Origin of the sequence: Chryseobacillus diguaensis, assembly GCF_049220665.1 — a bacterium.
GTDB lineage: Bacteria > Bacillota > Bacilli > Bacillales > Bacillaceae > Metabacillus_B.
In genome coordinates, this window is record NZ_JBMKNV010000004.1 from 324,819 (window position 1) to 343,521 (window position 18,703).

The window sequence follows — 18,703 nt, forward strand, 5'->3', positions numbered from 1 at the left end:
GAGCAGAAGAGTCAATAAGCAGCCAGCGGATTTCCGGATTATGTATCAAGATACCGAGGGCCTTATACGGGTTCGCGGTTTCGGTCACAGGCACCTGCCTCGCAGTGTTTATCAAAGATTAATTAGCAGAAAAGGAAGATGACATTCTAATGGGAGCGTCTTTTGTTTGTCCATTTAAAAAATGCTCCAGCTCAAACTGAACTGCAGCATCATATTAATCCATCCTATTCCCCTTTAGCCTGATTGTCTACTGTTTTATAAAGCTCAAAATAATAGCCAATCAGCTTCACATATTCAGAAAGGGTAATTTTCACTTCCAGCGCATCCATAAACCATGGTTTTGCCAAGTGTTTTGTTGAGGAAACATACGTCAGACGCATGCCCGTTCCTTGGTAAACACGGTCAAATACGAGTTTGGCCCGTCTGATGTGATAGTCAGAGGAGACAACGATTGCGCTTTTAAAGTGATGTTTTTTCGCAAGCTCTCTCGTATACGTTGCATTTGTATAGGTAGTTGAAGCATTGTTCTCCACTATGAAATTGTCCTTCGGAATTTCAGATCTCAATTTGTTTTTCAGTTTCCTTTCAAAGCCCACCGGGGTTGAAAGCATAATATTTTTGGCATATCCCTTTTCATAGAGAGACATAGCTTTTTCCAGGCGGCCTCTGTCCCCGCTCAATACGATAATCACATCTGATTTTCGAGGCTGCTGGCCTGAGTCCAGTACCGTCCTGCTCAGTAAAAATGCTGCAGTGAGCAGCAATACAATAAATAAACTCCACAACAACGTCCGCCTTAATATCCGAACCACAATTTCACCGATCCTTTGCCATTCCGTCTCAAAAAACTGCTTTCGCACAATTTGTTGCTTTTCGTATAAGCTTTTATCACGCATTAGCCCTAGTTTCGGGGCATCTTTTCTAAAAGTCTTTGCGATACCCAATGTTTTGCGGGCTAACTATAGGTCATGAGCAACAAAGTTTTAGAAAAGAGCCTCTCAAAAAGAAAAACACACTTCCCTCAGGGGCAAGCTGTGCTTTTCGACCTCTCCTTATTATTACATCTCTGCCTGCAAAACAACAGACAAAATCCGCTCTTATACATAAGTAAATATACCCAAGTTTGCCCATGGTCAATCCTGTATACTCCCGGAGATTGGCCTGTCCGCGATGTCGGCAAATCCGCCAAAAAAGGAGCAATCCCTCTGGAGTGCTCCTTTCTTTACTATGATTTTATTTTAAGCCCTAATTCGCATTGCTCCATGACAAACTCGCTGAAAATGGCATTCGACCATGAAAACCATGGTCTAGTAAACCTTGATGGATCGTCAGCTGAAAACCCTTCATGCATCAGGCCAGTATCCGCATCTGTTGCTTCAAGCAAATCAAGGATTCTTTCTTTTTCAGCTGGATCTGATGCTGTCAGTCCCTGCATGGCAAGAGCGATATGCCAAATGTAGCCTTCAGGTGTATGCGGGCTCCCAATTCCGCTTGCAGCTGAACCTTCAAAGTAATACGGATTTTCTTTGCTCAAAATGAATTTTCTCGTATTTTGATAGATTGGATCATTCGCATCCCGATAGCCAAGGTACGGGATCGAAAGAAGACTAGGAACATTCGCATCATCCATCAGATGGACGTTGCCAAAGCCGTCTGTCTCATAAGCATAAATCGGGCCGAATGTCTCGTGATGATAGATTCCGTAAGATTCGATTCCGCCTTCTATTTCCTCACACAGGTCTGAGGCACTTTGTGCAAGCGTCGGGTCATTTAACACCTTCTCGGAAATCTCCTTCAAGTAACCAAGAACAACGGTCGCAAACATGTTTGATGGAACAAGATAGCCGTAAATGCAGGAATCATCACTCGGACGGAAGCCTGACCAGGTCATCCCTGCCGGCACAGTCTCACTCCCCTTGCCTTCTCGCGGCAGTGTATCAATCGCTGGGCTGCCCGGTCTTTCAAAGGTATAAGGAGAATTGCTCTCGTGATCCTGCTCCGTTTTCCAAACTTCTAAGATCGTTTCAGCAGCTTTCGTGAACGTCTCCGTAAAATGATCGGTCTTTCCTGTCGCTTTCCAAAGCAAATAGCTTAATTGCAGCGGATAGCATAGTGAATCGATTTCATACTTTCGTTCCCAAACGGATGGCTGCATGTCCGTTTTATCTGTTTGGTGCCCTGCCCCGTTCGCTTCTTCATTAAAGGCGTTTGCATATGGATCCAGTAAAATAAACTGAAGCTGGCGTTCCACCAGTCCCTTAATCAGCTTATAAAACTCCTCATCCTCGCGAGCGAGCGTAAGATAAGGCCTGATCTGGCACGCAGAATCCCTAAGCCACATAGCCGGTATATCCCCTGTGAAAATAAACGTCGTCTCATCCGGCTGCTTTCTGATCGTCGTTAAATATGTATTGGAAAAACAATTTTCAAACATCGCTGCAAGCTTTGGCCTATTGGTAAGCTTTTGCTGAACTCTCTCAATCATACCCCTCATTGATTGCGGCAATACCGTTTCGTTCATTTCTCCACCCCTGGTCTTTTCTTGATTCTATCTAATCACAGGGTGATAGACATATCAAGGGAGGAATTGGTTATGGATGAGATTTATTTCTTTATTAAGAACGTTTTTTCTTGAAAAATACCAGCCGCACCTGATCCGGCTGGTCCATATGGAGAATAAGGGGGAATTCATTGATTTTTTATAAAGGGGCTTTTTTGAGGGGGAAAGATAGATTATGTTTCAGCGAGCTCGCGCGGTTTGCCGCTCATGAAACGGACTGAGTCTGCGACAACTTCCGTTAGATAGACTCGTTTGCCTTCAGTGCTTTCGTAATTTCGGGTTTGGATGCGGCCAGTAACGCCAATGATGGAGCCTTTGCGGCAGTAGTTCGCTGTGTTTTCAGCAGTCCTTTTCCAGATGGTGCAGTTGACGAAGTCGGTGTCTATTTCCCCGGCAGCATTGCGAAAATTTCTGCTGACAGCAAGGGTAATGTTTGCGACAGGAGATCCATCTGACAAGTATTTCAGTTCAGGATCTCTTGTTAATCTGCCTACAAGGGTGACATGATTAATCACTTTGTACCTCCTCTCTCTTTTTCTCATAGCTATCGTAACGGAAAAAGGAGTATAGGTAAAATTAGGAAAAATAAGTTTTACCAGCCCAAAATCTGTTTGTTCTATTAAAATACCGGATTTCCTTTTCATTTCCCTTGAATAACAGTCTAACATTTTAATTTACGGAAATTTTTCAAAAAAAACCACTCACTTAAAGTGAATGGTTCCTGATTAGTAGCCAAGCTTTCTCAAAACCTGCAGATGCTCCTTGCTTCCAACAATCCGATCGGCCACATCTGGATCTGACTCTGTTTTGTCCTTCTTCGTCAGCTTATGAACAAGGATGCGGGTTACTGCTTCATCAATCCGCTGTTCTTTTATCTTGCCTGATTTAACTGCCTGAAGGACTCCATTATAAATTTCTTTTTGATGCTTGTATTCATGGCAGACAAGCAGAAGATCGGCACCAGCATTAACCGCTTCAATCCCCATATCTTTAAAGGAGTAATATTTATTAACGGCTCCCATCTCAAGATCATCTGTTACTACAATGCCTTTGTAGCCAAGCTTCTTCCTAAGAAGGTCTTGGATAATAGCTGGAGAAAGGCTTGCTGGCTTGACTTTGTCATAGGCCGGATACTTAATATGCGTCACCATAACGAAGAAATTCTGATTATCCGTATTCTTAATCATTTGCGTAAAAGGATATATATCTGATTTTTCCAAATCAGCGTCATTCGCCTTTACAGAAGAGGTATCTTTATGAGGGTCGATGGAGCTTCTTCCATTGCCGGGGAAGTGCTTCAATGCCCCAGTGATATTAAGAGAATGAAATGCGTCAACAATCTCTTTTCCGTATTGATATGTTTTTTCCGGCTGCATGCCGAGTGACCGCGTATCTTTAGCAGACAGATCCATTACAGGAGCATAATTAATATTGATTCCCATTGCCGCAAGTTCTGTACCATTCAGTTTGGCAATCTCGTAAGCTTCTTTTGGTGTAGCCTGCTGCCCTATTTTTTGCTGGGAAGGGATGGGAGACACCCTTTCCCTCATCCTCGTGATAGATCCGCCTTCCTGGTCAACGGCAATCATAAGCGGCAGCCTTAACCGTTCCTTCATAGCTTCCTTCTGTAAAGAGTTTGACAGGGAGGCCACTTGGCCCGGGGAGGACATATTTCTGCTGAAATAAATGATTCCTCCCACTTTTTTATTCCGTATCATATCCTCTGCTTCTGAGCTGATTTTCTGGCCATGAAAGCCGATCATCAGCATCTGTCCTACCTTTTCTTCAAGCGTCATCTGCTCAAGCAGTTCTTTTGCCTGCTCCTCGATGCTTTTAGATTTGTCTCTCTCCATCGGTTTTGCAGCAGGCTTCTTAGCTGCCTGAGGCTTTTCCCCGGCTGCCGAAGGATCTTCGTCTGATGTTTCTCCAGCCGTTTCAGCTGATTGCGGCTCAGCCGATTGCGGTTCAGCTGCCTGCCTGTTCTGCAAAAACTGTGGGATAATAACTGCCCCTGCAATAATAATGGCTGCCAGACAGACGGACAAAATTGTCCAATGTTTGTTTTTCATAAGGTTGGTTTACTCCTAGCGTAGTGTTATTTCAGGATCGTCGAGCTTCCACTCTCCATTTTCTTTGATCATGTGCCACTTGCCTCCAAAATCTTTGATATCCCCGTTTGCATCATAGGAGCTAAGCGAAAAGCTGACTGTTGCCGTGTCGCCTGAAAAATTATCAATGTTAATTCCTGATACATCATTTCTGTAATTAACTTCCACGCCTTTCTTCCAATTCCCAAAATCATTTTTCCCTTGATAATTGCTTGAGAAAAGCTGGTAAGCAGCCTCATAGGCCCCATTTGAAATGTCCAGGTAATGGGTGTTAACGGAATCAGCAATTGCCTGTTCCTCTGATCGCGTACTTCCATTTTCATCTAAATACGGGGTGTCATTTGTATAAGCAGAAGCTTCATCCACGAAAGAAAGGTCAATTTGTTCCCCTTCAGCCGTAATCGTATAATCAGCTGTTTTCTTGCCATTTTTTTCAGCATGCAATTTTATTGTACCATCTGTTGTAACTGGGCCAAAAGTGGCTAGATAAAAAAGGTATTAGAGAGGGTTACAATGGATTTGAACTAATCAGCTGGGAGCCAGCCCCAGAAGGCTATTACGTGCAGACAAAAGACTCCTTTACCATCTATTACAAGGATGGAACTTATAAGGATAAAACATTTCATTCGAAATTTCTGGTGGAATATGAGGATGGAACGTTTAAAGTCGATTCTCTTCTTAGTACAAATGAAATTTAATTTTTAAAGACTCCTCTTCTTTCAAGAGGGTTCTTTTTTTCATTCAATCAGTGTTTTTGCCTTGCCTCGGGGCATCTTTTCTTAAAGTTTTTGCCAAATCATTGGTCGTTTAAAAGAAATTTAAAGTGAGGAGCAACAAAGTTAAAGAAAAGAACCTTGAGAAAAGTGCCCTTTTAGAAAAATCAGTAATAGAGCCAGTCATATTTTTTAAAAGAGGCAATCCTAATGCATACCATTAGAAACTGCTTGGGGTGACCACTTTGCTCATTAAACTCTTGCTCTGGCTCGGATTCATCGCTCCATGGTTCTCATTATTCTTCATGAAAAAAGACAGCTTGAAACGGTATATGCCAGTTGCCGTTTTTGTTTCTTTATTGATTACCAACGTTTATGAGGCAGCCTACACCTTCAAGTGGTGGATTCTGAAGGAGTACATTATTCCTTGGGGATATATCACGAATACAGCGTTTGTGTACGGGATATTTTTTGTCGGAACCCTTTGGATTTTTTATTTTACATACAGGAATTTCAAGGTCTATATCATTGTTAATCTCATTGTTGATGCTATTTTTGCTTTTGGGTTACTGCAGCTTACTGAATATTTGAAGATAGACAGGTTCGTGAATCTGCCAAAATGGGGAGCTTACCTGATCATGGTCGGACTTGCCCTGATTATTTATGTCTATCAGCGCTGGCAGGAAGGAATTTTTAAAGAGAAGGCTTGAGCAATAGGTTCCTTTCATGTGTTATAATAGTCAGAAAATGGGCGGTACATGAGGAGGACCCGGATATGAAAACCTTTAGGCTTGTTGGTATGAAGCTTGAGCGTTCGGAGGATCCCGAAAAACGGTATGCAGAAATTCCTCTTGAGGGCGGATTGATTATCAACAAGGAAGACGGGGAAAACCGCTGGATGATTGAGGCGCTGTTAAATAAAAATTATCTGTCTTTTTTTCAGGAGCTGAAAGAAAAAGATGAAAACCTGAACATGCTTGTTACCATCACTAAGACGACCAACACTCCTGCAAAGGTAACAGCAAAAATCCGACAGGTTGTCGAACTGGAACAGGATAATGTTTCAGTGATGTTTGAAGGAAGCCTTGGAGCGAATAGACCCCGCGGCGATGCGGAAAAGCTTCTCTGCGAGCTGATTGATGAGGGACTTGGCGGCGAAGACTTACTGCATGCCTTCTCAGTAAAGTGGCACGGCCAAAAAGAAACGGAATCAAAAGCATAATAGAAATGGCACGCAAAGCTGCGTGCCATTTTTTATTTCACTGCTATTTTGAATTTTTGTCCAAATATCACGCGGTCGCTTTTTGGTTTGTTCAGTAATTTGATGTCTTTTGTGGAGACCCCAAACGTTCTTACTCTTTGGACTAGGTTTTCACCCTTACGGAACAGATTCAAGCAAATTTTCTCCACATTCGCGATACCTTTTTCTTTGCCTTCAAAGGCTGTATAGCCGGTCTCGAATTCTCTAAAAGGTATTGAGCCATTCCTTTTTCCAATAGGCTCCATGTAAGTTAATTTTTTGACGGCATATTTCTTTGCCGGGATGAAAAAAATATGAATTGATGAGCGAAATTTTGGCTTATTCAAATAGAAGGAGGGAAGATCAATGAACAATTGGATGACAGCTCTTCTTAATGCTAATCTTTTTGGTAAAAAAAGAAGAAATAAAGGTAGAGGCGGATGGGTATGGGGCACATTAATAGGAATTGGATTAAGTGCCGCAGCCTATGTTTTTGGAAGAAATCAAAACATGATGGGTCCGCTTCAAAATATGATGAAGCAAGGATCCCAAAATCAGAATATGGGCGGGTTAACTGAATTCTCTAAAGAGCTTGCCCCTAATAACATGCAAAACACTACTAGCGGGAAGCAGGCTCCACAAAATCGCGCTTCACATAACGCGAATCAAAATCCACATAATAACCGCTAGTAAAGACAATGGCATCCGGAACATCAATTCCAGATGCCTTTTGTCTGCCAACAGAAATAAATTATTATTTTTGAATAGCAAACATGATCTCGGCTTCCATTGCTATTTCTCCATCAACTGTAGCAACAGCCTTCCCTTTGCCGATGCCTCTGCGAATTGAATGCAGCTCCACATTCATCATGAGGGTATCACCCGGCCGTACTTGACGTTTCCATCTGCATTTTTCTACGCCAGCAAAGAAAGCTATTTTCCCGGCATACTCAGGCATGGATAAAAGCGCCACAGCACCAGTTTGGGCACAAGCTTCCAGTGTTTTCACACCTGGAAATACTGCATAGTCTGGAAAATGCCCATTAAAAACTTCTTCAGCAGCTGTAATATTTTTCTTTCCTACAGCTCGTTTGCCCGGTTCTAGTTCCTCAATAGTATCTATAAGCAGAAAAGGATACCGATGAGGAATAATCTCTTTAATTTGTTCAATATTAAGTTTCATTATAAAAATCTCCTTTTAATGGCTCTGTTGTTAAACTTTGTTTTTTTTCATCCATTTAAGTGAATATAGAACAAGAATACAGTTGCAAATTTTAAGAAAAGATGCTACGAATCTAATCTTTATGCTTGGTCTAAGACTATACAATAGATATAATCTTTAATAGAACTTTTCTTACACTTTTACGGAAACCCTCTTTGGGAATTTCAAGCATAATATAGGCGATTCTCCTATAAAACAATACTACAATTAAGGATTAAGCACAATTCACTTCCTAAATGGTCATTTCCACATCGGTTTCATTACTTGATTTCCTGGATTTTTGCGGAATTCCTCTTTTATACAAAAAAAAGGAAGGTCCTCCCTTCCTTTCCGTGAAAAAATATAGTCCAGTCAGGATTTTTTTTCAACAAGGTCAATGATATGCTGCCACGTTGACCACTTTAAGGCATCCAGCGGATTTTGACCGCCAAGCACTCCGTATCCGACCATGGCACCTACAGCCAGAGCTATAGCCATAAGCAAAACAACGATGATGAGGCGAAGCCAAATAGGAAACAACCGGATTCTGATTTTTTCGGTTCTTTCCTTATTGTCTTCTTTTTTGTTCAGTTCTTCTCTTGTCGCTGTTTTAACTTTATCTTCGGAAACCAAAGTGATAACTCCTTTTAGAGAAGGTTAACGGATCCCGTTAATTAAACCGAGCATCTGGTCACCCATTGTGATGGATTTTGCATTGAGCTGGTAGGCTCTTTGGGAAATCATCAAGTCGGACATTTCCTTTGAAAGATCCACGTTGGACATCTCCAAAGCTCCCTGCTGCATTCCGATTTGCTGCATTAAGCCTCCAGTAAGAGCAGTTAAAGCTTGCGGATCTCCCGGATTCAAGCTATATAGGCCTCCGCCTGATGGAATTAATGACTGCATCTTGTTCACTTGCACAATACCAAGGTTTACTTGCTGCGTTGTTCCGTTTGCTGCGGTCGCTTCAATCGTACCATCCGCTGTTATTTCGAAATCTTCTGCACTGCCGTCAAGGAGGATCGGCTGATTGTTATCACCCAATATTTTGTTTCCTTGGGAATTCACAAGTATGGACTTTCCGGAACCGTCAGTCAGCGGGGACAAATACATCGCTCCATCTCTTGTATATCGAACCTTGCCACTATCTTCTACTTTTAAAAACTGGCCAGGCTTGGTAAAGGCAATATCAAGCTTTCGATCCGTTGTTTTCAATGTTCCTTGAGAAAAAACGAGGTTTTGGCTCATAACAGCTCCGGCACCAGGACGAAGCCCGTAATCTGTTAGGCGCCCGACTTCCTTCGCTTTGTCAGGCTGGTTGTCAATCTGCTGGCGAATGACCTCTTGAAAGCTTGTATCGGTCCGCTTGTATCCCTCTGTATCAATATTGGCTATATTATGCCCAATTGTGTCCAATTGTTGCTGAAGCTGTCCCATCGTATTACCGGCACTGATCATCGTACTAAGCATAGCTGGTTTATCCCCCTATTATCGGATCCGGCCTATTTCGTTGGCGGCTTTGTCCATGCTTCTGTCATAAGCTTGAAGAACCTTCTGGTTAGCTTCAAAAGAACGGTAGGCTGTCATCATATCAGTATAGGACCGTGCCGGATCAACGTTTGACCGCTCCACATAGCCCTGCTTCAGGGCGTACTGAATCTGTCCGTTTCCAACTGCACTCGGAAGATTGCTGTTATCGACAGTTCTGAAAAGACCATTTCCTTCTTTCACAAGGTTTTTTACATCTCCTGCAAGGCGTACATCAATTTGGGCAACATTTTGCCCATTCACCATCACATTGCCCTCCGGAGTAATTTTGTAATCCTCTCCTGCAACTGTGATCGGCTGGCCTGTGGTTGAGAGAACGGGATTTCCAAGTGAAGTCAGCTGGTTGCTGCTATTCAAAGTAAAGTGGCCATTTCGTGTATACTTTGTTTTGCCGTCAGAGGCCTGAACGCCAAACATTAGAAATCCTTTTAAACCGGACTTCGCATTTTGAGGAACAGATTGTTCTACGAGAGCCATATCTGAGGCTAAACCTGTTTCACTAATTTCACCTTGTTCAAAAAGAGGCATTGCCTCTTGTATATACGCGCCTGTATTGATTGATCCAATCGGCGTTTGAATTCCAAAACTTATATTGCTGCTTGTAGGGGCTGAATGATTCTCCATGCGGTTAGGAAGCATTTCTGGAAATGCACGCATAGCAGACTGATCAGCTTTGTAGCCGGGTGTGTTCACATTGGCAATGTTATTCGACAGCATCTCTGTTCTGCGCTGCTCGGCAATCATGCCTGAAGCAGCTGTGTAAAACCCGCGAAGCATTCATTTCACCTCATTTTTATGAAGCCTTTCCCACAAATGGCTTCTTTTTCTATTATATAGGACGATATGCCAGAAGACATAAAATATTTTTTTTCGACAAAAACCAACAATTACAACTTCTGCCCCTTTATTTATCGGCACTATTTCGTATAATTTAATAGGAACATTAATTGTTCCCCTTTCAAATTGTGTTTGACCCGGTCTTTGCTCCCACTTTGACCGGGTCCTTTTTATTTTTGTCATATTTTGTCGAAATCAAGGCTGGTTTAGATTTTAGCCTTGCAGGGAAAAGAAAAAAATTAGACAGCAAAAAAGCCCGGCAGCGATACCAGGCTTTTTTCATTTAACCAAACTTGCGTCTTGAAAGCTTGTCTACATTATCAAGCATAATGCCCGTTCCAATGGCTACACAGTCCATCGGGTTTTCTGCAACAAGCACAGGAACCTTCAGCTCTTCAGCAAGAAGCTGATCCAGTCCGTTAAGAAGGGCTCCTCCGCCTGTCAAAATCACGCCTCTGTCAATAATATCGGCAGAAAGCTCCGGCGGTGTTCTTTCAAGTACTCCTTTTGCAGCTTGTACAATAACGGCCACTGACTCTCTAAGAGCTTGTTCTACTTCTTTAGTGGTTACCGTAATGGTTCTAGGCAATCCGCTTACCATATCGCGCCCGCGAATCGCAATTTCTTCATTCCGTGCGCCTGGGAATACTGTTGCGACTTTGATTTTGATATCTTCTGACGTACGTTCGCCAATCAATAGCTTGTATTCCTTTTTAATGTAATTCAGGATTTCTGTATCAAACTTGTCCCCTGCCATTTTAATGGAGGAGGCGGTAACAATATCGCCCATTGATAATACAGCAATATCCGTTGTACCGCCGCCTACATCGACTACCATGTTTCCGCTTGGCTGAAAAATATCCATTCCCGCTCCGATAGCCGCCACTTTTGGCTCTTCTTCAAGGAAAACGTGTTTCCCGCCGCTTTTTTCCGCTGCTTCTTTAATCGCTTTTTGCTCAACAGACGTAATGTTTGTCGGACAGCAGATCAGCATGCGCGGTTTTGAAAAAATCCCTTTTACATTTAACTTATTAATAAAATACTTCAGCATGGATTCTGTCACTTCAAAGTCTGCTATAACGCCATCCTTTAAAGGGCGAATCGCAACAATATTCCCAGGTGTACGGCCTACCATACGTCTTGCCTCTTCACCAACAGCAAGCACTCTTCCTGTATTTTTATCCATAGCCAAGACAGACGGCTCATTAAGGACAATGCCTTTTCCTTTAACATGTATCAGCACATTTGCTGTTCCAAGGTCTATACCAATATCCCTAGCAAACATTTCACCATTTTCCTCCTTGCAAATCTCTTTTCCCGCTTTTTTCCCGAGTGGGCCCTAATTTCATATTGTATCATAATTTGCTAAAAATAGGGTGTTTTTGTTAGTATGCGGAATTTTTTGATTTGCAATGAAGATTTTTTGATTTCTTACTTCACTGTTTCTTCTTCCAGAATTTCATCTTTCTTATATTTCAGCTTTGTGGCTTCCCCGCCTCGCAAATGGCGAATGGATTTATGGTAATCGAGGATTTCCTTCACTTCATTAGCAAGTTCAGGATTAATTTCAGGCAGCCTTTCTGTCAAGTCTTTATGGACAGTACTTTTGGAAACACCGAATTCCTTCGCAATCACGCGAACTGTTTTCTTTGTCTCAACGATATACTTTCCAATCTTGATTGTACGTTCTTTGATGTAATCGTGCACACCACTCGACCTCCCTAAAATGGATGTGAGAAGTGTGAAATGAGACCCGCATACGAAGGGATTCCCGCAGCATTGATGATTGTTGATCCTAAGATGCCTGTATTATTTCGTTCACATTGAACACCCACGATCCTCACCTCAAACACTCTCTTTGTTAGGTTTGTAACATTTTATTAGCTTGGGTGCGGATATATGCTAAAAAGTCAGTGGGGACAAGGGGTTTCTTCTGGTTTGTTTGGTTATTGCTGTTTTTTGAGGCGGTATTTGTAATTTGGGAGGAGTGATTTGTTCCTGGTTTGGACGGGGAGGGTGGCTCTTTGTTCATTTATTTTATGCTGCTGGAGGCTGGTTTTGACTTCGGCGGGTTGAGTGAGGATATTAATGGAGGTTTTTTCATTAATATTGTTGAGGATTGGAATTCTAGCGGGTGGCTTTGATTTATCGGCGGCGGGTACGGCGGCTCCTCTTTTATCAGCGCCAAACATCCATTTATCAGCGGACCGCACTTTTTCATCAGCCCCTCCCCTACTCGCTCCCATTGCCAGCAACACCATTTTAAAGTCCCCTACCCCATCAAATAAAAAACCCCCATCCATCAAGGACAGGGATCCTGCACACATTAAGCGTTAGAAGTCTGGTCTGCAGCTTTAGCGTCTTTTTTATCGTTCTTTTTTTCGCTGGAGTTGTCAGCTTTTCCGTCAACTGCTTTTTCTTTTGCAGCTTTTTCAGTAATAGCTGTCGCCGGCTTATCGATGAAATTGCTTGGGTTTACGGCTTTGCCATCTTTGCGGATTTCAAAGTGGACGTGAACGCCAGCTTTTTGGTTATACAGGTTTTTGCCGGATCTTCCGATGATTTCGTTTTGAGCGACTTTATCCCCTTTTTGTACATCAAGGACAGATAGGGATTGATACATTGTGACAACACCATTTGCATTTTTCACTTCGATCACGTTTCCAAGGACAGGGTCTTTTTCGGCTTTTGTTACAGTACCGCTTAGAGCTGCTGATACGTCAAATTCCTTGCCATCCTTGCTTGCGATGTCGATCCCTTTATTTGGGCTGTACGTGTTATTATAGGAGACAAGTGCTGCTACTTGATCTTCTTTTGATGCGTTAAGATCGTAGAACTTCGTTACAACTTTTACTGATTCTTTGTCTAGCACTGGCAGTGATACAGTTTCGATGGCTTTGTTTACTTCAACGGACTGATGGCCTTTTGAAGTATTCGGATTTGTCGGATTGTCAGCTATGTGCTTTACATCGTTGCGTGCTGCTTGATACCAAAGTACACCTGTTAAAATCACGGCTGCACTGACTAAATAGATTGCAGGAAATACCCAGCGTTTTCTTAAAATCTGCTGAAATTTAGAGCTTAGAGAAGTACGTTTCTTTTCTTCCTCTCTCATCTTCATCACCTCAGCAATCATTCTGAACACAATTCAGAAAATATATACATTTGCTTAAAAAATTTTTAACCCTTATTGTTTGCTTGAGGTCTTTGAATTATACATATTTGTTTTTTGGGGTGAAAAAAGGAGTTATTTCAATGAATCGAAACGTCAAATGGTTTTTCACAATTGCTCCTTTTCTTTATGCAGCCTTAATTTGGTATTTGTCCAGCCAGCCTGGAAAGCCGCCTTCAATTGGGTTAACCTTTTGGGATGTATTTAAGGATTCGCTTCATTTGATTGAGTTTGGTATTTTGTATTGGCTGATTGCATTTGCTTTTGCTGCGCATGGGCGGTTTACTGCCGGTGTGAGCGCTGCAATGATTTTTGTCTGCATATTGTTTGGAGGAATCGATGAAATTCATCAGCTTTTTACACCATGGCGCTCTACTACCTGGATTGATCTTTTTAAGGATGCAATTGGGGTGAGTGTATCTTATATTATTTTGAGGAATACGTATTTTACGGATAAAAATACTAGAATGAAAAAATTCATTTCATCATTGGATCAGGGAGGAAATCATAATGGATATTAATATTCGTCAGGCGATGTTGGAGGATTTAGAAAGTATCGTCGCTATTTATAATTCAACTGTTGCTTCACGGCTAGTGACGGCAGATCTTGAACCAGTTACCGTTGAAAGCAGGCAGGAGTGGTTTGAGCAGCACACGGCTGACCGCCCTCTTTGGGTCGCTGAGGACGCTGAAGGGAACATCTGCGGCTGGGTTAGCTTCAATACGTTTTACGGCAGGGCGGCTTATCAGTACACGGCTGAGGTCAGCATTTATGTGCACGAAGGGTACCGCGGAAATAAAATCGGCCATGAGCTATTGGAAGCTTCCATTGCAGCGGCACCTTCTCTGCAGATCAAAACATTGCTTGGCTTCATATTTGGGCACAATGTGCCATCATTGAAAATCTTTGAAAAATTCGGGTTCGAGCAATGGGGCAAGCTGCCGAAAGTGGCGAGCTTTGAGGACGGGGAACGTGATTTGATTATTATGGGCAAGAGAGTTTAATGAGCAAAAGCACCCGGAGATGTGATTTCCGGGTGCTTTTTTTTATACACTCTTCTTCTCTTCATTTTCCCGAAGCCTTCTTCGGAGTTCTGCAGCGGCTTCTTTTGGATTCTTAATTTGGACGACGACGTATTTGTATTTTCCGCTTCCGTCAAGTTCGACCATGAAAAAGGGCTGTTTGCGCTCAAAGGAGAGGAAATACCATTCATTTCGATAGAGGTAGCTGCCTTCATAGATGTAAAGTGGCGCAATAGCGGTTCCAGGCATTCTGAGCATCCAGAATGGCGGTTCGAAGACATCTACATACACGCTCTTAATCTGGTCATATGACATTTTCACTTTGCTTTTCAAGGCAAAAAAGGCTGGTGCACCAGTCAGTTTGACAACACATTCGTTTTCAGTAAATTGAACAGTTCTTCCCATCGCAAGTCTAGCTCCTTTCATTTGGCAGAGCATTTTCATCGACTTTCCTATTGTTCTTAATGAGGAGTTAAGTGTGAGGAGTCTTTCTTACATCTTGTGGGGTTTATCCTGTTTGGAGGGTGCAATCATTCTACTAAACGGAATGAATCTCAGTTCTGTTTAATAGAAATGGAACTGTGATTGTCCTTTCTTCCATATTATCATAGAAAAACCCCCTGATAAAAAGGAAAAAACCGGCATAAGCCGGCTGATTTCTTAGATTAGTATTTAGCTGTTAGTGTTGGCATGTACTGTTCGGCAGAAGCTACTGTTGTGCCTTTGTAGTAATATTTCACAATGTCAGTGAAGCTTTTTCCTTTTTCGGCCATAAAGTTGGCGCCATATTGGCTCATGCCTACACCGTGGCCAGATCCGATCGAGTTGATGACAACATTCCCGCCTTTTAAGGACCAGGTGAAGTCGGCGGATGAGAGTTTTAATTTTTCTCTGATATCTGTTCCACTGAGTTTTTTGCCGTTAAAGCTGACCATACCGACGCGTTTGCCCGGTGTCCGTTCGATAATGGTTCCGATGGAGCTGCCATTGATTCTTACGCCAAGGAGATGCTCGAACTGTGCCACTGAGAAGATTTTTTGGTTGTAGAATTTCGGTGACTCCTGGTCCCATGGGCTTTTCACACTTTTTAAATAAGGAAAGGAATTGGACCAGACAGCCTCTGAGTTTTCTGTATAGCCGTTGCTCGTTGAGAAAAACTGGGCATTAATCGGCTTGTTATTGTAGGTTAAGATTTCTCCGCCCGTTGCTGCAACAGCATCCTCTACTTTTTTCATTTTCCAGCTATAATCGGGCCCCCATAAGCGTTTCAATTCTTCTTTATTTTTATACACTTGATGGTTCGTGGTATCCGTCACAGCGGCATTATCAGGTGTTGCAAGATGCTTATCGGCTAAAAGGTATTTGATGATATACGTTCTTGCTGCGAGCGATTGCGCCTTTAATGCTTCGCTTTGAAATTCGGCCGGCATTTCAGAGGCGACGACACAGGTAACGTATTCTTCTAGAGGAACTTTTTCAACGGTTCTCAATTGAGTGCGATAGACAGGCACAGTAACAGAAGCATCAACGGCTTTTGTCTCCCCGTCCCCCGCCGCTTGCTCTTGCTGCTTTTGCAGTGATTCTGATAGGTGCCCATTTGTTTTGTTAGTAAATGGTGAGACGAGCATGGCTGGAATCAATAGAATGATGATAAAGAATCCAAACAGTACAAATAGTACTGGTTTCATTGAGTTCATCGTCAACCCCCTGATAGATTTGTATTTTCTCTTTTCATCATATGGGGCTGGACAACCATTTATGACTTCCTTTTCAAGTCACTTTTTCAAAAAATTTGTTGGCAATTGACAGTTTCATTATCCAGAAACCCTTGCTGCAAGCCGTGAGGATGGAGTATAAAGCACTTCCAAATAGCGACAAGCTATCAAATCTATCAATTGAATGAACTCTTATGTAAGCATTTTCATAATTAAAAAATCATATATATGAAAAAAGCCAGAGCACTGAGCTGCTCTGGCTTTAGAAATAATAATGAAATAAATACTGGATACTCTTATGCGTTTAGGTCGGAAACAGCTGCTTCTTCGATTTCGATCACTGAATCTTCTGTTACACGTTCGATGTCTGCTCCAAGGCCAGCCAGCTTGCCATTGAAGTCTACATATCCGCGGTCTAAATGTTTCAATTCAGTCACGCGTGTATACCCTTCTGCAGTCAAACCGGCAAGAACTAATGCAGCTCCTGCACGAAGGTCTGTTGCAGCAACTTCTGCACCTTGAAGGGAACCAGGTCCGTTAATGATAACAGATCGGCCTTCAATTTTAATGTCTGCGTTCATGCGGCGGAATTCTTCCACGTGCATGAAGCGGTTTTCAAATACTGTTTCAGTAATCATGCTTGTTCCTTGCGCAGCAAGCAGTAATGACATCATTTGCGATTGCATGTCAGTCGGGAACCCAGGGTGAGGCATTGTTTTGATGTCAATGGCTTTTAGTACTTCAGGTCCGATAACACGCAAGCCATCTCCTTCTTCAATGATCTCAATTCCCATTTCTGCCATTTTCGCAATCAGGGATGTCAAATGTTCCGGAACAGCGCCTCTTACAAGAACGTTCCCTTTTGTAATCGCAGCGGCTACCATGAAGGTACCTGCTTCAATACGGTCAGGAATGATTGTGTGGCGTGCACCATTCAGATGCTTTACGCCTTCGATGCGGATTGTTGCAGTTCCCGCACCGCGGATTTTACCGCCCATTGCATTGATATAATTCGCCAAGTCCACAATTTCAGGCTCTTTTGCACAGTTTTCAAGAACAGTCGTTCCTACTGCCAATGCTGCAGCCATAATAATGTTTTCAGTTGCGCCAACGCTTGGGAAGTCGAGGTAGATTTTAGCACCGATAAGTCTTCCATCTACTTCTGCGTCGATAAAGCCGTTTCCTACTTTGATCTTAGCTCCCATTGCTTCAAAGCCTTTTAAATGCTGATCAATTGGACGGGAGCCGATTGCGCATCCGCCTGGAAGGGCGACCCGGGCATGACCGGTCCGCGCAAGAAGCGGTCCCATAACCAGTACAGAGGCACGCATTTTTCGAACATATTCAAATGGCGCTTCTGTTCTGAGCTCTCTTGATGCATCTACAATTACCTGATTATCTTCAAAATGGACGTCTGCTCCTAGATGGCGCAGAACTTCATTAATTGTATATACATCGGAGAGCGTAGGTACATCACAAATGATGCTTTTTTCTTCACTTGCTAATAAGGATGCAGCGATAACTGGCAAAACGGCATTTTTTGCGCCTTCAACCTTTACGGTACCGTTTAACTTTTGACCGCCGCGGACGATGATTTTTTCCAAGGTTTTCCCCTCCGCGTCCCAAATTCTCTATATTAATATTCAGTCGTTATGATTGGTGTTCCTATTGTGACCGTAGGATTTTCGCCCAATCCAGCGTTTCTGAGTGCAAACTGCACATTCATTTTGCCTTCTTTGGCAGGGATGGCCAGATCCCAATCGTTTGTTAAAGCCGATACCGAAATGAAGTTCTTTTCTTCAAGCTGTTCCTTTGGTACCGCGTTAAATTCATGGAGCATGGCTTCTGCTTTAAGCCGCAAAACACCTTCAATTTTACCATCATAATGACCATTGATACAAGAGAAAATTGCTGTTTTTTCATTTAAAATGTCGAATGATTGCTTGTTGAATTTTTTTACAATTTGGTCCCAATCCCTGGGCGCGCCTTTTCCCTGGACCTGATACAAGATATACGATTGAGAATTAGCATTTGTGAGGGTGGCTACCACCTGAAGCTTGTCAAAACCTTTTATCTGCTTGTTATACCTGGTACCAATTGCTTTCACAAAATTCCCTCTGGTTTCAAAGCTCCATTTAAATAGACGATGCTCCGCTGTGAAACGTTGCACATAATCTGCAGGATTTTTTCCGCTCAGAGTCTCTGATTTTTTGGAATACAATGTCCACTGATCAAGCCTAGCCCCCTGATCCGCTAAAACACCAGCGATTTTTGCAATGACAGGCTGTTCGCACTCTGCGTGAACCATTTTTCCGGCAAAAGCCAAACCTACTAAAATACCAATAAGTAAAATTGCTGCAGCTTTATTTTTCATTTCCGTCCACTTCCTCTCCATAGTAACAGTGTTACCGGATTGGAAGCAGCCATACTATTGAATACTCGTCAATATTCAACAACACGATGTTTTCAGACGGGAAAAGGTGCACTCTTTAAGTAAATATGTCCTATTAAATGACTGCCCCTGCTATCCCTTCTCAATCCATATTCCCACGAAATCAGTGGACTAAACTTAATCTAAGGCTGTTT

The 18,703-nt window shown here is 42.5% G+C and carries 23 protein-coding genes; 6 read left to right on the top strand and 17 right to left on the bottom strand.

Going from position 1 to position 18,703, the window contains the following annotated elements:
* Positions 1 to 224: 224 nt before the first annotated feature.
* The 5 genes from ACOT8F_RS08845 to ACOT8F_RS08865 form a co-directional block, all read right to left on the bottom strand.
* Complete coding sequence (locus ACOT8F_RS08845) at positions 225 to 785, bottom strand: YdcF family protein (RefSeq protein ID WP_421651320.1); 561 nt, start codon at positions 783 to 785, stop codon at positions 225 to 227.
* 440 nt (positions 786 to 1,225) lie between these two features.
* Complete coding sequence (locus ACOT8F_RS08850) at positions 1,226 to 2,521, bottom strand: glycoside hydrolase family 125 protein (RefSeq protein WP_421651321.1); 1,296 nt, start codon at positions 2,519 to 2,521, stop codon at positions 1,226 to 1,228.
* Positions 2,522 to 2,733: 212 nt separating this feature from the next.
* Complete coding sequence (ssb, locus tag ACOT8F_RS08855; RefSeq protein WP_421651323.1) at positions 2,734 to 3,075, bottom strand: single-stranded DNA-binding protein; 342 nt, start codon at positions 3,073 to 3,075, stop codon at positions 2,734 to 2,736.
* Positions 3,076 to 3,285: 210 nt separating this feature from the next.
* Entirely contained in the window at positions 3,286 to 4,629 is a 1,344-nt protein-coding gene (gene nagZ, locus ACOT8F_RS08860) for a beta-N-acetylhexosaminidase (protein ID WP_421651324.1), read from the bottom strand.
* Between the two features lie 15 nt (positions 4,630 to 4,644).
* Positions 4,645 to 5,112: a hypothetical protein gene (locus tag ACOT8F_RS08865; RefSeq protein ID WP_421651326.1), complete on the bottom strand. Its 468-nt coding sequence runs from the start codon at positions 5,110 to 5,112 to the stop codon at positions 4,645 to 4,647.
* Between the two features lie 23 nt (positions 5,113 to 5,135).
* Between ACOT8F_RS08865 and ACOT8F_RS08870 the strand changes: the two genes are divergently transcribed.
* The 4 genes from ACOT8F_RS08870 (at position 5,136) to ACOT8F_RS08885 (ending at position 7,311) form a co-directional block, all read left to right on the top strand.
* On the top strand, positions 5,136 to 5,366 hold the full coding sequence (locus tag ACOT8F_RS08870) for a TcaA NTF2-like domain-containing protein (RefSeq protein ID WP_421651504.1): 231 nt from the start codon (positions 5,136 to 5,138) through the stop codon (positions 5,364 to 5,366).
* A gap of 260 nt (positions 5,367 to 5,626) precedes the next feature.
* On the top strand, positions 5,627 to 6,091 hold the full coding sequence (locus tag ACOT8F_RS08875; protein ID WP_421651328.1) for a hypothetical protein: 465 nt from the start codon (positions 5,627 to 5,629) through the stop codon (positions 6,089 to 6,091).
* Positions 6,092 to 6,156: 65 nt separating this feature from the next.
* Positions 6,157 to 6,603 carry a YwpF family protein gene (locus ACOT8F_RS08880; protein ID WP_421651329.1) on the top strand — a complete coding sequence of 149 codons (447 nt, stop codon included), beginning with the start codon at positions 6,157 to 6,159 and terminating at the stop codon, positions 6,601 to 6,603.
* 384 nt (positions 6,604 to 6,987) lie between these two features.
* Complete coding sequence (locus tag ACOT8F_RS08885; RefSeq protein ID WP_421651330.1) at positions 6,988 to 7,311, top strand: hypothetical protein; 324 nt, start codon at positions 6,988 to 6,990, stop codon at positions 7,309 to 7,311.
* A 64-nt stretch (positions 7,312 to 7,375) separates the two neighbouring features.
* On the opposite strand, the gene fabZ is transcribed toward ACOT8F_RS08885, so the two are convergent.
* The 8 genes from fabZ to spoIIQ all read right to left on the bottom strand — a co-directional run bounded on the left by fabZ (position 7,376) and on the right by spoIIQ (position 13,322).
* Positions 7,376 to 7,804: a 3-hydroxyacyl-ACP dehydratase FabZ gene (gene fabZ / locus ACOT8F_RS08890; protein WP_421651331.1), complete on the bottom strand. Its 429-nt coding sequence runs from the start codon at positions 7,802 to 7,804 to the stop codon at positions 7,376 to 7,378.
* Positions 7,805 to 8,194: 390 nt separating this feature from the next.
* Entirely contained in the window at positions 8,195 to 8,455 is a 261-nt protein-coding gene (locus ACOT8F_RS08895; protein WP_421651332.1) for a DNA-directed RNA polymerase subunit beta, read from the bottom strand.
* A 24-nt stretch (positions 8,456 to 8,479) separates the two neighbouring features.
* Positions 8,480 to 9,292 (bottom strand): flagellar hook-basal body protein, encoded by an 813-nt coding sequence (locus ACOT8F_RS08900; RefSeq protein WP_421651334.1) that lies wholly within the window; start codon positions 9,290 to 9,292, stop codon positions 8,480 to 8,482.
* 18 nt (positions 9,293 to 9,310) lie between these two features.
* Positions 9,311 to 10,147 (bottom strand): flagellar hook-basal body protein, encoded by an 837-nt coding sequence (locus ACOT8F_RS08905; RefSeq protein ID WP_421651335.1) that lies wholly within the window; start codon positions 10,145 to 10,147, stop codon positions 9,311 to 9,313.
* Positions 10,148 to 10,490: 343 nt separating this feature from the next.
* A complete protein-coding gene (locus ACOT8F_RS08910; protein WP_421651336.1) occupies positions 10,491 to 11,492 on the bottom strand; it encodes a rod shape-determining protein in 1,002 nt (333 codons plus the stop codon).
* A 146-nt stretch (positions 11,493 to 11,638) separates the two neighbouring features.
* A complete protein-coding gene (spoIIID, locus tag ACOT8F_RS08915) occupies positions 11,639 to 11,914 on the bottom strand; it encodes a sporulation transcriptional regulator SpoIIID (RefSeq protein ID WP_421651337.1) in 276 nt (91 codons plus the stop codon).
* A 239-nt stretch (positions 11,915 to 12,153) separates the two neighbouring features.
* Complete coding sequence (locus ACOT8F_RS08920; RefSeq protein ID WP_421651339.1) at positions 12,154 to 12,513, bottom strand: hypothetical protein; 360 nt, start codon at positions 12,511 to 12,513, stop codon at positions 12,154 to 12,156.
* A gap of 20 nt (positions 12,514 to 12,533) precedes the next feature.
* Positions 12,534 to 13,322 carry a stage II sporulation protein SpoIIQ gene (gene spoIIQ / locus ACOT8F_RS08925; protein ID WP_421651341.1) on the bottom strand — a complete coding sequence of 263 codons (789 nt, stop codon included), beginning with the start codon at positions 13,320 to 13,322 and terminating at the stop codon, positions 12,534 to 12,536.
* Between the two features lie 140 nt (positions 13,323 to 13,462).
* Between spoIIQ and ACOT8F_RS08930 the strand changes: the two genes are divergently transcribed.
* Positions 13,463 to 13,900, top strand: a complete 438-nt coding sequence (locus ACOT8F_RS08930; protein WP_421651342.1) for a VanZ family protein — start codon at positions 13,463 to 13,465, stop codon at positions 13,898 to 13,900.
* A complete protein-coding gene (locus tag ACOT8F_RS08935; RefSeq protein ID WP_421651343.1) occupies positions 13,890 to 14,384 on the top strand; it encodes a GNAT family N-acetyltransferase in 495 nt (164 codons plus the stop codon). The genes ACOT8F_RS08930 and ACOT8F_RS08935 overlap by 11 nt, the downstream gene beginning before the upstream one ends.
* 42 nt (positions 14,385 to 14,426) lie before the next feature.
* On the opposite strand, the gene ACOT8F_RS08940 is transcribed toward ACOT8F_RS08935, so the two are convergent.
* From ACOT8F_RS08940 to ACOT8F_RS08955, 4 genes are all read right to left on the bottom strand, one after another.
* Positions 14,427 to 14,807 carry a hypothetical protein gene (locus ACOT8F_RS08940; RefSeq protein WP_421651344.1) on the bottom strand — a complete coding sequence of 127 codons (381 nt, stop codon included), beginning with the start codon at positions 14,805 to 14,807 and terminating at the stop codon, positions 14,427 to 14,429.
* A gap of 260 nt (positions 14,808 to 15,067) precedes the next feature.
* Entirely contained in the window at positions 15,068 to 16,099 is a 1,032-nt protein-coding gene (gene spoIID, locus ACOT8F_RS08945; protein ID WP_421651345.1) for a stage II sporulation protein D, read from the bottom strand.
* A gap of 314 nt (positions 16,100 to 16,413) precedes the next feature.
* Positions 16,414 to 17,721 (bottom strand): UDP-N-acetylglucosamine 1-carboxyvinyltransferase, encoded by a 1,308-nt coding sequence (murA, locus tag ACOT8F_RS08950; protein WP_421651346.1) that lies wholly within the window; start codon positions 17,719 to 17,721, stop codon positions 16,414 to 16,416.
* A 32-nt stretch (positions 17,722 to 17,753) separates the two neighbouring features.
* Positions 17,754 to 18,491 carry a YwmB family TATA-box binding protein gene (locus ACOT8F_RS08955; protein WP_421651347.1) on the bottom strand — a complete coding sequence of 246 codons (738 nt, stop codon included), beginning with the start codon at positions 18,489 to 18,491 and terminating at the stop codon, positions 17,754 to 17,756.
* Between the last annotated feature and the right edge of the window lie 212 nt (positions 18,492 to 18,703).

Coding starts and splice junctions, on each gene's coding strand:
- ACOT8F_RS08910 (WP_421651336.1), bottom strand. CDS start 11,492: ATGTTTGCTAGGGATATTGGTATAGACCTTGGAACAGCAAATGTGCTG.
- spoIIQ (WP_421651341.1), bottom strand. CDS start 13,322: ATGAGAGAGGAAGAAAAGAAACGTACTTCTCTAAGCTCTAAATTTCAG.
- ACOT8F_RS08935 (WP_421651343.1), top strand. CDS start 13,890: ATGGATATTAATATTCGTCAGGCGATGTTGGAGGATTTAGAAAGTATC.
- ACOT8F_RS08850 (WP_421651321.1), bottom strand. CDS start 2,521: ATGAACGAAACGGTATTGCCGCAATCAATGAGGGGTATGATTGAGAGA.
- spoIID (WP_421651345.1), bottom strand. CDS start 16,099: ATGAACTCAATGAAACCAGTACTATTTGTACTGTTTGGATTCTTTATC.
- ACOT8F_RS08930 (WP_421651342.1), top strand. CDS start 13,463: ATGAATCGAAACGTCAAATGGTTTTTCACAATTGCTCCTTTTCTTTAT.
- nagZ (WP_421651324.1), bottom strand. CDS start 4,629: ATGAAAAACAAACATTGGACAATTTTGTCCGTCTGTCTGGCAGCCATT.
- ACOT8F_RS08880 (WP_421651329.1), top strand. CDS start 6,157: ATGAAAACCTTTAGGCTTGTTGGTATGAAGCTTGAGCGTTCGGAGGAT.
- ACOT8F_RS08900 (WP_421651334.1), bottom strand. CDS start 9,292: ATGCTTAGTACGATGATCAGTGCCGGTAATACGATGGGACAGCTTCAG.
- ACOT8F_RS08955 (WP_421651347.1), bottom strand. CDS start 18,491: ATGAAAAATAAAGCTGCAGCAATTTTACTTATTGGTATTTTAGTAGGT.
- ACOT8F_RS08905 (WP_421651335.1), bottom strand. CDS start 10,147: ATGCTTCGCGGGTTTTACACAGCTGCTTCAGGCATGATTGCCGAGCAG.
- ACOT8F_RS08940 (WP_421651344.1), bottom strand. CDS start 14,807: ATGGGAAGAACTGTTCAATTTACTGAAAACGAATGTGTTGTCAAACTG.
- ACOT8F_RS08885 (WP_421651330.1), top strand. CDS start 6,988: ATGAACAATTGGATGACAGCTCTTCTTAATGCTAATCTTTTTGGTAAA.
- fabZ (WP_421651331.1), bottom strand. CDS start 7,804: ATGAAACTTAATATTGAACAAATTAAAGAGATTATTCCTCATCGGTAT.